Consider the following 14,731-nt stretch of genomic DNA (forward strand, 5'->3'; position numbering starts at 1 on the left):
CAGCGGCTACTCCGCTTTCACGGCCACATAGACGGTGTTGCTGGCATCGTGATCCCCGCGCCAATTGTCGAAGGTCACGACATGGGTTGTCGAGGTCGCAAAGGCGCCGGCCAGCACGCGTTCGAACGCATCGTCGGGTGGATCGTTCGACCACAGCGCGAACACGCCGCCCGGCTGCAGATGGCCGGCGAGCCGTGCCAGCCCTTCCGGCTCGTACAGCGCGGCGTGCCGCGGATGCAGCAGCTTGCGCGGCGAGTGATCGATATCGACCAGCACCGCATCGAAACGGCGCCCCTGTGAACCCGCGTCGAACCCTTCGGCGGAGGCCGACATCGCAAAAAAATCGCCATGGGCAAGGCGGCAGCGCGGATCGCCGGTGAGCTCCTTGCCGAGCGGCAGCAATCCCTGCTCGTGCCATTCGATGACCTCTGAAAGCGCATCGACCACGATCAGTGAGCGCACGCCGGCGTTTTCGAGCACCGCGCGTGCGGTATAGCCGAGCCCGAGGCCGCCGACCACCACGTCCAGATCCGCGCGACCATGCGCCGCGAGGCCAAGCCGAGCCAGCTCGATCTCGGCCAACGTGTACTGGCTCGACATCAGAAACTCGTCGCCGAGCTTGATTTCGTAGACATCGACGTCGGACATCGGCCGCCGCCGGCGCCGCAGGCTGAGCACGCCCATCGGCGTCGGGCGGAAGTCCAGTTCTTCGAATGAAAGGCTCATCGGCCAAGGCCCTGACTGCGGCGCGACCGCGCCGTAAATGACCCGATTTGGCGGGCCCCCATTGCAACAACGCCTTCCCCGCGCGCTTGCCAAGGGCGCAAGGTAGCGAGTAGAAGGGCGCCAGTTCGCCGGATTCTCAGGATCCGGACGCGAGCAATTGCCGACCGGCTCACTAAGCCTTTGATGTCGCTCAGCAATTCTTGGGGAATGGTGTAACGGTAGCACAACAGACTCTGACTCTGTTTGTCTAGGTTCGAATCCTAGTTCCCCAGCCAAACTTCTCGAAAAAGCCAAGCAGCGCTAACGCCGTGGAATCGAACGCTCTGAATGCGGCGGCCGATGGTCTTGGACGGTCCTCGGGCCGATAGAAGGCGCCTTCCCCGACCAATTCCCCAGGCGGCCCGTCAAACCTGCCCCATGGCGCCGGCGGTTTCCAATTCCAAGATTTGCGCGGCGGAAATACCCCAATCTGCGAGAGCTTCCCGGCTGTCGCGTCCGGGAGATGGCGTGGGCCGGCGAAGTTCGGAAGGCGTGCGGGAAAATCGCGGCGCCGGGCTCGGATGCCGGAGACCGTCGAACACCGCGTAAACATCGCGGCTTTGCATCTGCGGATGCTCCGGCGCTTCGTCGATCGTCAGCACGGGCGCAAGGCAGGCGTCGCGCCCCGCAGCTTTCGCGACCCACTCATCGCGCGTGCGCGTTGCGAAAATCTCAGCAAAGCGCTTGCGCATCTCCGGCCACGCCGCACGATCATTCTGGTCCGGCAGGCGTTCGCCGTCGATGCCCATCACCTTCAGGAGACTGGCGTAGAATTGCGGTTCGATGGCGCCCACCGCGATAAACTTGCCGTCGCGCGTGGCATAGCTGCCATAAAACGGCGCGCCGCCATCGACGATGTTATCGGCACGCCGCCCGGTCCAGCTGCCCTGCTGGCGAAAAGCCTGGAACGCCGACATCAAATGCGTGACGCCGTCGATCATGGCGACGTCGATCGTCTGTCCGCGGCCCGATTGACGCGCTTCCATCGACGCCGCGAGCAGGCCCACCACCAGATACATTGCGCCGCCGCCGAGATCGGCGACCAGATTGAGCGGCGGCGGCGGCGGCCGATCGGCATCGCCCAGGCAATGCAACGCGCCCGTCAGCGCGAGGTAGTTGATGTCGTGGCCGGCCTCCTGCGCCATCGGCCCCTCCTGCCCCCAGCCCGTCATGCGCGCGTAGACCAGCCGCGGATTGATCCCGTGGCAGATGTCGGGACCGAGCCCGAGCCGCTCCATCACCGAGGGACGAAACCCTTCGATCAGGGCGTCCGCTCCGGCTAGGAGATCCAGCACGGTCGCCACAGCCTGCGGCTGCTTGAGGTCCAGCGCTACGGAGCGCTTGTTGCGATTGTAGAAGTCGAAGCGCGGCGGCAAATCCGGCTCGATGCCCGGCCTGGCGATGCGGTCGATCCGCAGCACGTCGGCGCCGAGATCGCCGAGCAGCGCTCCGGCGAATGGCGCCGGGCCGATCCCGCCCATCTCGACGACGCGAAAGCCGTTCAACGGTCCCGTCACGATGAAGTCTCCTCTGTCTCAGCGATGGAATCGGACGGCATCGCCAATATCAGCGCGGCCGACGCGCGCCGCGTTGGCCTTGATACTGCGATCCTCGTAGCCAAACGAAACGCCGAACAGCAGTTTGTAATTCCGGGGAATGCCGAGCTGTTCACGGATGATTTCAGGAAACAGCCCGAGCGCGCCCTGTGCGCAGGACGCGATGCCGCGCGCGGTCAGCGCCAGCATCAGCGTCTGCGCATACATGCCGATATCGGCCGCTTCGCGCGTATCGAACGGCGTCGGCATGAAGATCAATACGGCGTGCGGCGCATCGAAGAAGGCGTGATTGCGGATATAGGCCATCTTGCGGCCGACCACGTCGCTCCGCTCGACCCCCATCGCGCCATATAATTTCTGCGCCGCGTCCACCTGCCGCTCGCGGTAGATACCAGTGAATTTGCCGTCAGCGGGCCAGTCCGGCTTGATCGGCTCGTCCCGCATGCCGGCCGCGACCAGCGCCGCGCGAAGTTGTTTCAACGCTTCACCCGAAACGACATGCGGCGTCCAGGGCTGCACGTTGCAGTTCGACGGCGACCATTGCGCAAGCTCGAAAACCTCCCGCAACGTCGCCTCCGGAACCTCGTCGGGCAGAAAGCCACGGACCGAGCGGCGGCGCCGGATCGCCTCGTCGATGGTCATGGCCGGCCGTTCGCGCATGCTCATCGTTCTTCCTCGATCAACGCGACACCTCGCGCGGCATAGGCCCGCGCCAGATGCCGTCCGACGCGCGCCGCGTCCGGCAACACCCCGGTGCCGAGATCCCCGCGCGCGGCGACGCCGGCGCTGCCGACCGCACCGCGAAACATCGCGAACACCTGGTGAAATCGGGTGAGGCGCTCGGTCGCGCCGGACAGTTCGTAATAGAGTTCCAGATAATCGCGCTCGGACGGAATCCCCAGCTCCGCGAGCGGCAGGCCGAGCAATCCGCCGTTTTCGTCCGGTGCCATCAGCCAGGCCTGGCTGTTGAAGGCGAGATCGACGAGGGGATGACCGAGCGTCGAGAGCTCCCAGTCGAGCACGCCGACCACGCGCGGCTCTGTTGCATGAAACATGACGTTGGCGATACGGAAGTCGCCATGACAAAGTGCGACGGTCTCGCTTTCGGGCAAGCGCTCGGCAAGCCAGCGCACCATCCTGTCGAGCGCGGGGTTATCATCGTCGCCGCGGCGGAACTGCGACCATTGCTCCGACCAGCGCTTGAGCTGGCGGGCAAAATAGTTTCCGGGCCGGCCGAAATCGCCCAGGCCCAGCGCCCGGTAATCCAGCCTGTGGATGGCGGCCAGCGCGGCGCACATCGAGCGGAACAGCTCGGTGCGCTCGGCGCGGGCGAGTCCGGGCGTTCCGAACTCGTTGAAGACGCGGCCGTCAAGCCATTCCATGAGATAGAACGGCGTCCCGACGATCTCGCGATCCTCGCAGTATCGATAGGGTTTTGGTGTCGGTACGGAACTGCCTTGCAGCGCCGTCAAGACACGAAATTCGCGGTCGATCGCATGTGCCGACGGCAGCACGTTCTTCGGCTGCTTGCGCAGCACCGCGCGCCACGCCCCGCGGGTGACAAAGTAGGTCGGGTTCGACATCCCACCATGGGTGCGTTCCACCCGCGTCGGACCTGTGCCGCCGAGCCAATCCTTTAGATATTCATCGAGCCGCGCCACGTCGAAGTCGATGCCGCGGTCGGAGGCATCAGCCCCGGTCATCCGCTGCTCGCACGCTTGCCGCTAAAGTTGAACAGGTATTGCGCGACGCGCCTTATCTGCACCTCCTCGGTACCCTCGGTGATGCGATAACGGCGATGGTGACGGTAGATATGCTCGAACGGCAGCGCACGGCTGTAGCCAATGCCGCCATGCACCTGCATCGCCCGGTCGGCCGCCTCGCAGCACAGCCGGTTGGCACGGAAGTTACAGATCGAGACCATATCGCTGATCTCCAGCGGATTCTGGCGGTCCATCTGCCACGCCGTGCGAAAGATGAAGTTGCGCACCAGTTCGTATTCGGACCACAGCTCGACCAGCGGAAACTGAACCGCCTGCTTCCGGGCGAGCGGCTCGCCAAAGGCGACGCGTGTCTTGGCGTATTCGACCGCCTTCAGGATACAGTAGCGCGCGGCGCCCGCGCTCGCCGCGGCCTGGCGCACGCGGTTCTCGTGCACAAAGCGCTGCGCGACGACAAGGCCCTCCCCCTCCTTGTGCAGAATGGCGCTGTCGGGCACGCGCACGTTGAGCAGTTCCGTCTCCGCGTGATCGCTGGGCATGTTGAAGGTCCAGTGATTGTAAAGCACGTGATGACCCGGCGTATCGGTCGGAACGATGAAGGCGGTGATGCCCCTGGCTTCGCCCGGCTTGCCGGAGGTGCGCGCAAACACCAGATTGGCGTGGGCGCGGGCAACCTGGCTGTTCCAGCGCTTGCGGCCGTTGATGACCCAATGCTCGCCGTCACGCACGCCTGTCGTCTCCAGCCAGGTCGCGTCGCTGCCATGTCCGGGTTCGGTCAGGGCGAAGGAAAGATGTTTCTTTCCGGTGATGATGCCCTCGATATAGCTTTTCTGTTCCTCGGTGCCGTAGTCGGCGAGCGCCGGAATGATCGGGAAATTGCCGACGATCGAGGATTCGTCCTGCAGATCGTTGTGCAGGCCGAGTCCCTTGGCGGCGAGGTGCTCGCGGATCGCTGCGATCGCAAGATTGGATGCGGCCTGGCCGCCGCATGATTTCGGCAGGCCGTAACGCAGATGCCCCGCCTTGTCGGCGCGGCGCTCCATTTCGCTGATCAGCGCACGCCATTCGGTGCGCGGGCGTCCGTCATCATCCCAGTCGGTTCGGGCATTCTCGCGGCGATGATCGAAGAACTTGATATTGTCGCGCTCGAGCGGTTTGATCTCGGCCTCGATAAAGGCGTCCAGCTCAGCAAGCTTGTCGGTGATTTCCTTGGGCAGTTCGAAGTCCATGGCGCCTCTCCGGTGCTCTCTTTGTTTTCGGCCGCTGCTAGAGCGCGATCCGACCGTACGGATGGGTACTGCTGACGCCGCCATCGACCGAGAGCAGTTGTCCGTCCACGTAGGACGAATCATCGCTGGCCAGGAAGGCCGCGGCGGCGGCGATCTCCTCGGCACGCCCGGGTCGCTTCATCGGCGTCACATGGCCGAGCTTGGCTTCGACGCCCCGCGCGCGGGCATCCTCGAACACTTTTCGGGTCAGCTGCGTTTCCACCAGCCCCGGCAATACGGCATTGACGCGCACGCCGGTGCCGGCAAAGGCGTTGGCCGCCGTCTGCGCCAGATTGTTCACCGCCGCCTTGCTCGCGCTGTAGGAGATGGCGCCGGCATTGGCGCGCAGCGATGCGGCCGACGAGGTGAGGATGATCGAGCCGTAGCCCTGCGCCGTCATGTGCCGGCCGGCATATTTGATGGCGAGGAAGCAACTGATGGTGTTGATGCGGTAGACGTCCGACCACTCCTCGACCGTCTGCTCCAGCAGCGGCGTGTTGGTTCCGGTGACGCCGATATTGGCGAAGAAGATTTCCAGACCGCCGAATTCCGCCACGCAGCGCCGGACGATCTCGGCGACGTTTTCCTCGACCGCCGCGTCCGTGATCAACGCCGATGCGATGCCGCCTTCGTCCCGGATCGCTGCTGCCGTTTCCTCGGTATTGCCGGCCCGGCCGACCACCAGCACGGAAGCGCCTTCGCGCGCGAAACGGATCGCGCTGGCGCGGCCGATGCCGCTGCCACCGCCGGTAACGACCGCGCGCCTGCCCTCCAGTCGCCTCATCGCGCTTCTCCTATCTGGCAGGAATGGTCCAACCGCCGTCGGCGGTGATGACGGCGCCCTGGATGTAGCTCGCGTCGTCGCTGGCGAGGAATGCGGCAAGGGCTGCGATCTCTTCCGGCTCGCCAAAGCGTCCGGCCGGCATCTCGGCCTGGCGCGTCGCGATCGTCGCTTCATCGAATTGCGCGATCGAAGCCGGCGTGCCGATCATGCCCGGTGCGATCACGTTGACGCGGATCTTCTTGGCACTGAGCTCGATCGCCGATGCCCGGGAGAGGCCGACGACGCCGGCCTTCAGGGCGGAATAGGCAATGGAGTCCTTGGCGGGGTTGAACGCCGACACGGAACTCAAATTCACGATCGAGCCGCCGCCGCGACGCTCCATCTGCGGCGCCGCCGCTTGCGTGGTCCAGATCAGGCCGTGCACGCCGACCGCAAACATGCGGTCGACGGTCTCGACTTCGATCTGCGCCAGCGGCTCGAAGCGCGCAAAGACGGCATTGTTGACGAGCACGGCTACCGGCGCAGCAAACTCGCTCTCGATCCTCGCGAACAAGGCATGAACATCGTCGCGCTTACCGACATCCACTTCATAGGGCTTGGCGTCGAACCCCTTGCTCTTCAACCCCTCGACCGCAGGCTCCAGACGGCGCGCGCTGACGTCGACACAGGCGATACGACCGCCCTCCTGGCCGAAGCGCTCGGCGATCGCAAGGCCGATCCCGCGCGCGGCGCCGGTGACGACGCACACGCGATCTTGCAGGCGGGAGTTCATGCGCTGGCCTTGTGCGGCGGTTCGGCGAAGGCTTTTGCGATCTCACGCAGCTGGAATTTCTGCACCTTGCCCGCCGGGGTCTTTGGCAGATCGGCGACGATCTCGATGCGTTCCGGCCAATATTGTTTCGCGACCTTGTGCTCCGCCATCAGGGCCTGCACGGCCGCCAGATCGAGCGTCTGGCCGGGGCGCAGCACCACGAACGCGCAGGCGCGCTCGCCCAGTCTTGGATCCGGATAACCCACGATCGCGGTCGAAAGCACGGCGGGATGCTTGAACAGCAGGTTTTCGATATCGAAGACCGGCACGTTCTCGCCGCCGCGGATGATGATGTCCTTGATGCGGCCGTCGATGCGGATGTAGCCCTCGTCGTCCATGTAGGCCATGTCGCCGGTGTCGAACCAACCCTCGCCGTCGAACGGCTCCATGTCGGCGCGTTTATAGTAGCCGAGGCACATCTGCGCACCGCGCACCTTGAGCAACCCCTTCTCGCCGACCGGCGCCGGCGATCCGTCCATGCGAAGCACCTTGACGGCAACGCCCTCCAGCGGACGTCCGTCGGTCTTCGACGATTTCTCAAGCGCGCGCTCGGGTTCGGTCAAAGTGCTCGACAGCGATTCCGTCATGCCCCACAGCGAACAGACCTTGAGGTCGAGCTCGCGGTAGACGCGATCGATCAATGCCGGCGGAATTGGCGCACCGGCGCACAGGAATTTGCGCAGCCGCGCGGGCTTTGCCGCACCACCGGCGACCGCCTCGCACATGTCGGCGAGGAACGTTGCAGCACCAGCCGAATAGGTGACGCCTTCATTGGCCATGATCGCGATGCCGCGTTTCGGCTCCCACACGTCCTGGAACACGACGGTGGCGCCGATCTTGAAGCCGAGCAGCATGCCGGCCGCAAAGCCGGTCATATGGCCGAGCGGCGAACAGACCAGCATCGTGTCGTTGGTATCGAGGCCGAAGCGGCCGGCCAGCGCGATATTGCAAGCCAGCAGCGTATTGAGGCAATGCATGACGCCTTTGGGCGACCCTGTCGTGCCCGAGGTGAACATCAGCACGGCCATCTGATCGGCCGGAAGCGCGCCGATCTCTCCGTTCGGGGGCGGCGCGAGACGATCGCTGCCGGAGAGCAACGCCTGGTCGAAGCTGCTGGCCCCCTCGCCGTCGACCACGATGATGTGCTGCAGTTTTGACAGTTTGGGCCGCAGCGACTGCGCCATCACCTCGTGATCGAAGCCACGGAACAGTTTTGGTACGATCAAAAGCTTGGTTTCCGCGAAATCGAGCATGTAGCTCAGCTCATGTTCGCGGAAGATCGGCATCAGGGGGTTGACGACGGCGCCGACCCGGAACGCGGCGAGCGCGATCACGGCAAACTCCCACCAATTGGGGAGCTGAACGGAGACGACGTCGCGAGGGCCGACGCCGAGGCGCTTCAGGGCGGCCGCCGCGCGCGAAATCAGATCGCCGAGTTCGGCATAGGTGAAGCGCCTGGCCTCGGGGCGATCGGCGCGGTCGGCCAGAAGGGCGAGCTTTCCCGGCGTCGCCGCGATGGTCGCTTGCAGAAATTCGTCGAAGCTCTTGTCGATCCAGAAGCCGCCTGCGCGCATCGACCGTGCGTGGGCGACGGGATCAAATCGATTTCCGCTCATGCGTTCTCTCCCTGGAATCTTATCGCGGCGCTTGACGGCCTATTCGTTAGCTAGTGTACTAGTTTTCCGATGAACCGCAACTGCAAAATCGACCGGTCCGTTCACCTATCGACATGGGACCGCGTACCGACCGCGGCGGGCGCGACGGCGCCTTGAGAGAACAAGCGCAAGACGCATATGATAAACGTGTGTCCGAATACCGGAACGCGCGACGGGCGAAGGAGAAGGCACCATGAAAGCGGCGGTCCTGGAACGGCGCGGAGCCGAAGGCGTCAGTTGGCGGGATTTTCCCGATCCGGCCCCTGCCCCCGGCGAGTCCGTGCTCAAGGTCGCGGCCTCGTCGCTCAATCGCGTCGATCTCTACATGCGCGACAACGGCGCCGGGATCACGCACACCTTGCCGCAGGTGATGGGCGTGGAGGCCGCGGGCGAGATCGTCGAGGCCGAGCCCGGCAGCGGGTTGAAGCCCGGCATGAAGGCCGTCCTGTTTTCCGAGGCGTTTTGCAACAATTGCCGCTATTGCCTCGCTGGCGACCAGCCGCTGTGCGAGAACGTCAAGATCATGGGCGAGCACCGCCATGGCGGCTTTGCCGAATACATCGCGATGCCGAGCCGCTGTTTCTTGCCCTTGCCCGACAACACCGATCTGGTCGCGGCGGGCGCGCTGATGACGGGCCACCTCACCGCCTGGCGCATGCTGTTCGGCAAGAAAACTTTGCAGCCCGGCGAGAGCGTCCTGATCGTCGGCATCGGTGGCGGTGTCGCGGTCGCCTGCCTGCAGCTGGCAAAACTGGTGGGCGCGCGGGTCTTCGTCACCTCGTCCAGCGACGCCAAGATCGAGCGCGCGATCGCGCTGGGCGCCAGCGGCGGCGTCAACTACCAGAAAGACCGGGTGTCGAACGCGATCCTGCAAATGAGCAATGGCGGCGTCGATATGGTGATCGACAGCGTCGGCGAAGCGAGTTGGGGTGAATCGCTGCGGTCGCTGCGGCGCGGCGGGCGGCTTGTCACCTGCGGCGCGACGACGGGTTCCAACCCGCCGGCCGATCTGCAACGCGTGTTCATCCGCCAGCTGGAGATTTACGGATCGACCGGCGGCAGCCTCAGTGAATTCCGCCAACTGCTCGATGTATTCAATCGCGATCTGGTGAAACCGGTCATCGATGCGACATTTGACATGGCGGACATACGCGCCGCATTCGACCATCTCGCGTCCGGGGCGCAATTCGGCAAGGTGTCGCTGGTGCCGTGACAGGCAGGCCGCAAACAGGCGCGGCCTGACGCAGACAATTCGGCGCCGGTGTCGAAACTTGATCGACATCGGCGCCGGACCGCTCACTTCTTGCAGGCGGGATCGACCGGGGGAATGATGTCCGGGCCCGGCTCGATCTTCTTGATGTGGTAGGTCGGCTTGCCATCCTTACCCGGCAGGATCTGGCTGATGGCCATCCGCCGCACGGCCTGATGATCGCCCGCGCGCATCTCCACGTCGCCAAGCACCGTATCGGCCTTCAGGCCCGACAGCGCCGTCCGCACGGCGTTGATGTCGGTCGAATTCGCCTTGTTGAGTGCGGCCGCGATCAGCTGAATGGCGGCGTACTGGTCAGCGCCGGTGTAAGGCGGCAGTTCACCGTTGTACTTTTCACTGTAGGCCTTCACGAAGTCTTCGGCCTGCGCGCCCGGAAATCCGGCAACGAAGCCGATGTTCTGGTAGACGCCCAGCACCGTGTCGCCCTGAGCGGGCAGCGTTTGCGGGATCACGAAGGAATTTCCCAGCACCATCTTGTACTTCTTGAACAGGCCGAACTGCTGTTGCTGCTTGGCGAGGTTGATGGCGTCGCTGCCGAAGATCGTCACGAACAGGCCGTCGGCCGGTTCTGCGCCGAGCTCGGAAATCTTGGCGCCGAAGTCCGGCGTTCCGAACGGGGTGAACAACGTCTTCGCGATCGTTCCACCCTGCGAGGTAATCAAGCCCTTGAACTTGTCGGCGGAGTCGCGCCCTGCCGCGTAATCAACCGCAATGATGTCCCATTTCTTGACGCCCTGGTCCTTCAGGAATTCCCTGTAGGAACCCATGATCATCGAGTCGTTGGCGTTGACCCGGAAGTAATTCGGCGAGCAGCCCTTGCCGGTCAGACCATCGGCATTGGCCATCACTTCGACCATCAGGGCTTTCAATGCCGGAAGTTTCGCCTGTAGCGCCGGCGAGACGGACGAGGTGTCCATTCCGGTAATGAACAACGCGCCATCCTTCTGGACGGCGCGCGTGGCGCCGTCCACGGCGGTATCAGGCGTGCCGGGATAGGTGATAAAGACGGCTTCAAGCTTCTTGCCGGCGCCGCCGCCGGCGGCATTGATCCGCTCGATCGCCAGATTGACCGCCTTGGTCTGGGTTTCCTTCAGGCCGGCCAATGGCCCGCTGTCAATCAGCAGCACGCCGATCTTGACGGTATCGTTGGCGGAAGCTGTGGTCGGCGCCGTGGTTGCCATCGCGATGGCGAGGGCCGCCGAAAGCAGCGCGCCGAAGCCCGTACTGGTAAGTGCCTTCCTCATATGTCCTCTCCCTACGCCTGGTTTTAAATTTTCTGATTACAACGCCATCAGTGCCTGGTTCTCAGGCGCACCGATCGCCGGTGTCGGTCCTGAGCCGACGACTTCTCCCTTGGCCAGAATGATGAAGCGATCGGTCGCACGCTTGACCAGATTCAAATGTTGCTCGACCACCAGCACGCCGGTTCCGGCCTGGCGGATGGTATTGAGCGCGCCGACCAGCCCGTCGATCAGCACCGGCGAAAGGCCCTCCGACGGCTCGTCGAGCAAGACGAGACTCGGATTGGCCATCAGCGCCCGCCCAATCGCCAGCATCTGCTGCTGGCCGCCGCTCAACATGGTGCCGGGCCGGTTCGCGCGCTCTTCGAGCACCGGGAACAGATCGTAGACGGCCCTCAGATCCCAATACCCCGCCCTGCCCGTCGCCTTGCTGAGCAGCAGGTTCTCCTTGACGGTCAGATTGGGCAGGATGCGACGGCCCTGCGGCGCAATCGAAATGCCGAGTTTCGCCGCCATATAGCCGGGCAGATGATCGACCCTGCTGTCATGCACCCAGATTGCGCCGGAGATGATGTTGGTCTCGCGAAAAACCGAGAGCAGCAGCGTGGACTTGCCCGCCCCGTTGCGGCCCACCACGGCCACCGATTCCCCTTCATTGACCGTGAGGTCGATCCCATGCAGCACCGTCGAGGCGCCATAGCCGGCAACCAGCTTCTCGATGCGGAGCGCGCTCATGCCGCGGTTCCGAGATAGGCGGCGACGACGCGATGGTCGGCGCGAATTTGCTGGGGCGTGCCGGTGGCGAGGTGGCGGCCGAGGTCGAGCACGGTGACCTTGCCGCAGCACGCGAATACCGCGTCGACATCATGCTCCACCACGACCGCCGCAATCTTCCGCTCGCTCACGAGATCGCGCAGATGCTCGAACAGGTGCAGCGTCTCCGCCGCCGAAAGGCCTGCGCCCGGCTCGTCCAGCAACAGCAAATGCGGGCGGCCGATCAAGGCCAGGGCGACGTCCACCCTGCGCTGCACGCCGTAGGCGATGCGGCCGGCTTTCTGGTGCAGATAGCCGGAGAGATCCATCACCTCGATCACGTCGTCGAGCCTGTTGTCGCCAAGATGCTGCGCAACCAAATGAAGCTGTTCGTGAACGGTCAGATCCTGGAACACGCTGGTGCGCTGGAACGAGCGCGCCATGCCCTGCCGCCGCCGCCAGGCCACCGAGCGCCGCGTGATATCCTCGTTGCGATAGTGGACGGTTCCCGCGACCGGACGGCGGCGGCCGCAAACCGCGTCGAGCAGTGTGGATTTGCCGGCGCCGTTGGGACCGATCACGCCGTGAAGAATGCCGTCGCCAAGGACTTCCAGATCGACGTCCGACAGGGCCCGGACCGATCCATAGCTCACGGAAAGATTCTCGATCTTGAGCATGTCAGGACGTCTCCCGTCGTCCGCCGAACCCGAGCTTCCGCAGCCATGCCATGCTCGACAATCCGCCGACGACACCGCGCGGGAAAACCACGATGAACACGACGATGGCGATGCCGGTCAAAAGCTGCGTCAGCCCGCGCGCGCCGAATTCATCCTGCGCAAAGGAAAAGATCACGCCGCCCAGCAGCGGTCCCACGGAGCCGGCGATGCCGCCCATCAGGGCCGCGACCAGCGAATTGGTGCTGACCGAAATTCCAAGACTCTCCGGCGAGACGAAGCCGGCGTTGAGCACGTGCAGCAGGCCGGCAACGGCGGCGACGATGTTGACGAGCACATAGGCGATCAGGCGCGGCAGATAGGTGTCGAATCCCGAGAACCGCATGCGTTCCTCGTTCTCCCGCACCGCGCGCAGGATGGCGCCGAGGCGGGAGCGGCCGACGGCCCAAAGCGCCAAACCGGAAAGCCATGCGGCGACCCACATCACCAACCAGAACCGCGCCGGGCTGGCAAAGTCCGCAGCCTCCATGCCGAATACCGTACCCTTGAAGCTGACGACGAGCCCGTCGGCGCCTCCGGTATAGTCGCGCAATGCTTCCAGCATGACGGCGTGGCTGATCATCTCGCCGGCGGCAAGCGTCAGCATCATGAAGGCGAGCGGATTGGTGCGCACAATGAGCGCGCCAAGAACGGTGGCGTAGACGACAATGATGAGAAAGGCGGCGCACAACGCCCACACCGGGGTCAGGTTCCAGTCGTTCATGGCGATGGCGAACAGCAGACCGGAGCCGCCATAGATGCTCGCCGCGCCCAGCGCCACCAGTCCGGCCTGGTTCATCAGGAACGCGACGCTGAGGGCGAGCATGCCGAGCAGCAAGCCTTCATTGGCCAGCCGGAGCACGAAATCGCCGGCGAAGCGGGTTGGCGCCACCGCACCCACCACGAACACGATCGCAACCGCGACAAGGGTCAGCGGCACGCGCAGGGACGATCCGCCGATCGCGCCGAGTGGGGCAACGCGCTCGCTTGCCGCGGTCGTTGTCCGGTTACTCAATTGAGCACCCTGCCGCGCCCGATGCCGCGGGGGGCGACCAGCAACACGATCATCAGCAAGATGTAGGGAACCAGGGCCGCGATATTCGGCAGGAAAACCGATCCCGCGACCTGCATGAAGCCGAACAGCAATGCTGCGACGATCGCGCCACCAATGCTTCCGGTGCCGCCGATCACCACGATGATGAGGCAGTTGACGATCATCGTCACGTCCATTCCCGGGTCAATCGACAGATAGGGACCTGCCAGCACGCCGGCGACACCGGCGAACGCGGTGCTGAGGCTGGTCACCAGCAAGCTGAGCCGGTCGGCATTGATGCCCATCATGCGCGCAACGGACGGATCCTGACTCACCGCGCGGACATAGAGCCCCGAGGATGTGTATCTGAGCCACAGGGCAAGAAGCGCGCACGACCCCAGCCCCATGATGATCAGGAAAATGCGGTAGACCGGATAGGACAGGTTCAGCACCGTGACCGAACCGGACAGGATTTGCGGCGCATCGACGCTGCGCGCAACGCCGCCATAAAAGAAGATGATGATCTGCCCGAGGATGATGCCGAGCCCGAGCGTGACCAGCGCGACCTCGATATGCGACCTGCCCTGCAGGGGCCGCAGCGCCAGATACTCAAAGGCTATTCCGAGCAGCGCGAGCAGGATCGGCACCACGATCAATGCCAGCCAGAATCCACCCACCAGCGAGACCGTGTAGCCGAGATAGGCGCCGAGCATGTAAATCGCGCCGTGACCGAAATTGATGACGTCGCGCAGCCCGTAGATCAGCGCAAGGCCGCTGGCGAGCATGATCAACAGCGAGGCAAGCGCCAGCGAATTGGCGATCAGCAGCGCGATCACGCCGGCGCCCTCTCGTCATGCGTCCGCGGACGAAACGCGTCCGTCCGATACGCCGCCAATTTGCGCACCCGCTTCCGCAAAGCACCCTCCCCGCCACGTTAGGTGTGCGCCAACGATCCGATCGCGGGCGCGACGCCGAACTGCTTCTTTTCCCGCCGTGCCGGCGGAGCCGGGTCTATGCCCGCTATTTAGTACACGTGTTTATCATATACTTATATGTCCCGCAAACGCAAAACGCCAACCAACCTGCGCTGCTCTGCCACACGTATGCCGTCACGCCGGGAGTTTGCTCGACGAACTAGTACACAAGCGCAACGACGCGGCG

At 64.3% G+C, this 14,731-nt stretch carries 14 protein-coding genes and 1 tRNA gene; 2 read left to right on the forward strand and 13 right to left on the reverse strand.

Annotated features, from left to right (window positions below):
* Nucleotides 1-6: 6 nt before the first annotated feature.
* Nucleotides 7-726 (reverse strand): polyamine aminopropyltransferase, encoded by a 720-nt coding sequence (locus JQ597_RS28515; RefSeq protein ID WP_212268808.1) that lies wholly within the window; start codon nucleotides 724-726, stop codon nucleotides 7-9.
* A 201-nt stretch (nucleotides 727-927) separates the two neighbouring features.
* On the opposite strand from JQ597_RS28515, the gene JQ597_RS28520 reads away from it, so the two are divergent.
* A tRNA-Gln gene (locus tag JQ597_RS28520) sits at nucleotides 928-1,001 on the forward strand.
* Between the two features lie 129 nt (nucleotides 1,002-1,130).
* On the opposite strand, the gene JQ597_RS28525 is transcribed toward JQ597_RS28520, so the two are convergent.
* The 7 genes from JQ597_RS28525 to JQ597_RS28555 are packed head-to-tail and all read right to left on the reverse strand — an operon-like array spanning nucleotide 1,131 to nucleotide 8,521.
* Nucleotides 1,131-2,285 (reverse strand): CaiB/BaiF CoA transferase family protein, encoded by a 1,155-nt coding sequence (locus JQ597_RS28525; protein ID WP_502754682.1) that lies wholly within the window; start codon nucleotides 2,283-2,285, stop codon nucleotides 1,131-1,133.
* A gap of 15 nt (nucleotides 2,286-2,300) precedes the next feature.
* On the reverse strand, nucleotides 2,301-2,987 hold the full coding sequence (locus JQ597_RS28530) for a nitroreductase (RefSeq protein WP_212268810.1): 687 nt from the start codon (nucleotides 2,985-2,987) through the stop codon (nucleotides 2,301-2,303).
* Nucleotides 2,984-4,024 (reverse strand): phosphotransferase family protein, encoded by a 1,041-nt coding sequence (locus JQ597_RS28535; protein ID WP_212268811.1) that lies wholly within the window; start codon nucleotides 4,022-4,024, stop codon nucleotides 2,984-2,986. Before JQ597_RS28535 ends, JQ597_RS28530 begins: the two co-directional genes overlap by 4 nt.
* Complete coding sequence (locus JQ597_RS28540) at nucleotides 4,021-5,271, reverse strand: acyl-CoA dehydrogenase family protein (RefSeq protein WP_212268812.1); 1,251 nt, start codon at nucleotides 5,269-5,271, stop codon at nucleotides 4,021-4,023. Before JQ597_RS28540 ends, JQ597_RS28535 begins: the two co-directional genes overlap by 4 nt.
* Before the next feature lie 37 nt (nucleotides 5,272-5,308).
* Nucleotides 5,309-6,094, reverse strand: coding sequence for an SDR family NAD(P)-dependent oxidoreductase (locus JQ597_RS28545; protein ID WP_212268813.1), 786 nt, complete (start codon nucleotides 6,092-6,094; stop codon nucleotides 5,309-5,311).
* Between the two features lie 10 nt (nucleotides 6,095-6,104).
* Nucleotides 6,105-6,866: an SDR family NAD(P)-dependent oxidoreductase gene (locus JQ597_RS28550; protein WP_212268814.1), complete on the reverse strand. Its 762-nt coding sequence runs from the start codon at nucleotides 6,864-6,866 to the stop codon at nucleotides 6,105-6,107.
* Nucleotides 6,863-8,521, reverse strand: a complete 1,659-nt coding sequence (locus JQ597_RS28555) for an AMP-binding protein (RefSeq protein ID WP_212268815.1) — start codon at nucleotides 8,519-8,521, stop codon at nucleotides 6,863-6,865. Before JQ597_RS28555 ends, JQ597_RS28550 begins: the two co-directional genes overlap by 4 nt.
* Nucleotides 8,522-8,753: 232 nt before the next feature.
* Between JQ597_RS28555 and JQ597_RS28560 the strand changes: the two genes are divergently transcribed.
* The gene (locus JQ597_RS28560) at nucleotides 8,754-9,773 is read left to right on the forward strand and encodes a zinc-binding dehydrogenase (protein ID WP_212268816.1); all 1,020 of its coding nucleotides are present in this window, start codon (nucleotides 8,754-8,756) and stop codon (nucleotides 9,771-9,773) included.
* An 83-nt stretch (nucleotides 9,774-9,856) separates the two neighbouring features.
* Here the strand turns inward: JQ597_RS28560 and JQ597_RS28565 are convergent, their stop codons facing one another.
* From JQ597_RS28565 to JQ597_RS28585, 5 genes are read right to left on the reverse strand one after another with little or no spacing between them, the layout of a single operon-like run.
* The gene (locus JQ597_RS28565; RefSeq protein ID WP_212268817.1) at nucleotides 9,857-11,074 is read right to left on the reverse strand and encodes an ABC transporter substrate-binding protein; all 1,218 of its coding nucleotides are present in this window, start codon (nucleotides 11,072-11,074) and stop codon (nucleotides 9,857-9,859) included.
* A gap of 36 nt (nucleotides 11,075-11,110) precedes the next feature.
* Entirely contained in the window at nucleotides 11,111-11,806 is a 696-nt protein-coding gene (locus tag JQ597_RS28570; protein WP_212268818.1) for an ABC transporter ATP-binding protein, read from the reverse strand.
* A complete protein-coding gene (locus tag JQ597_RS28575; protein ID WP_212268819.1) occupies nucleotides 11,803-12,501 on the reverse strand; it encodes an ABC transporter ATP-binding protein in 699 nt (232 codons plus the stop codon). Before JQ597_RS28575 ends, JQ597_RS28570 begins: the two co-directional genes overlap by 4 nt.
* Nucleotide 12,502: 1 nt before the next feature.
* Nucleotides 12,503-13,552 (reverse strand): branched-chain amino acid ABC transporter permease, encoded by a 1,050-nt coding sequence (locus JQ597_RS28580; RefSeq protein WP_212268820.1) that lies wholly within the window; start codon nucleotides 13,550-13,552, stop codon nucleotides 12,503-12,505.
* Nucleotides 13,549-14,406, reverse strand: coding sequence for a branched-chain amino acid ABC transporter permease (locus JQ597_RS28585; protein WP_212268821.1), 858 nt, complete (start codon nucleotides 14,404-14,406; stop codon nucleotides 13,549-13,551). The genes JQ597_RS28580 and JQ597_RS28585 overlap by 4 nt, the downstream gene beginning before the upstream one ends.
* Between the last annotated feature and the right edge of the window lie 325 nt (nucleotides 14,407-14,731).

The sequence above is a fragment of the Bradyrhizobium sp. AUGA SZCCT0177 genome, from assembly GCF_018130125.1.
Lineage (GTDB): Bacteria > Pseudomonadota > Alphaproteobacteria > Rhizobiales > Xanthobacteraceae > Bradyrhizobium.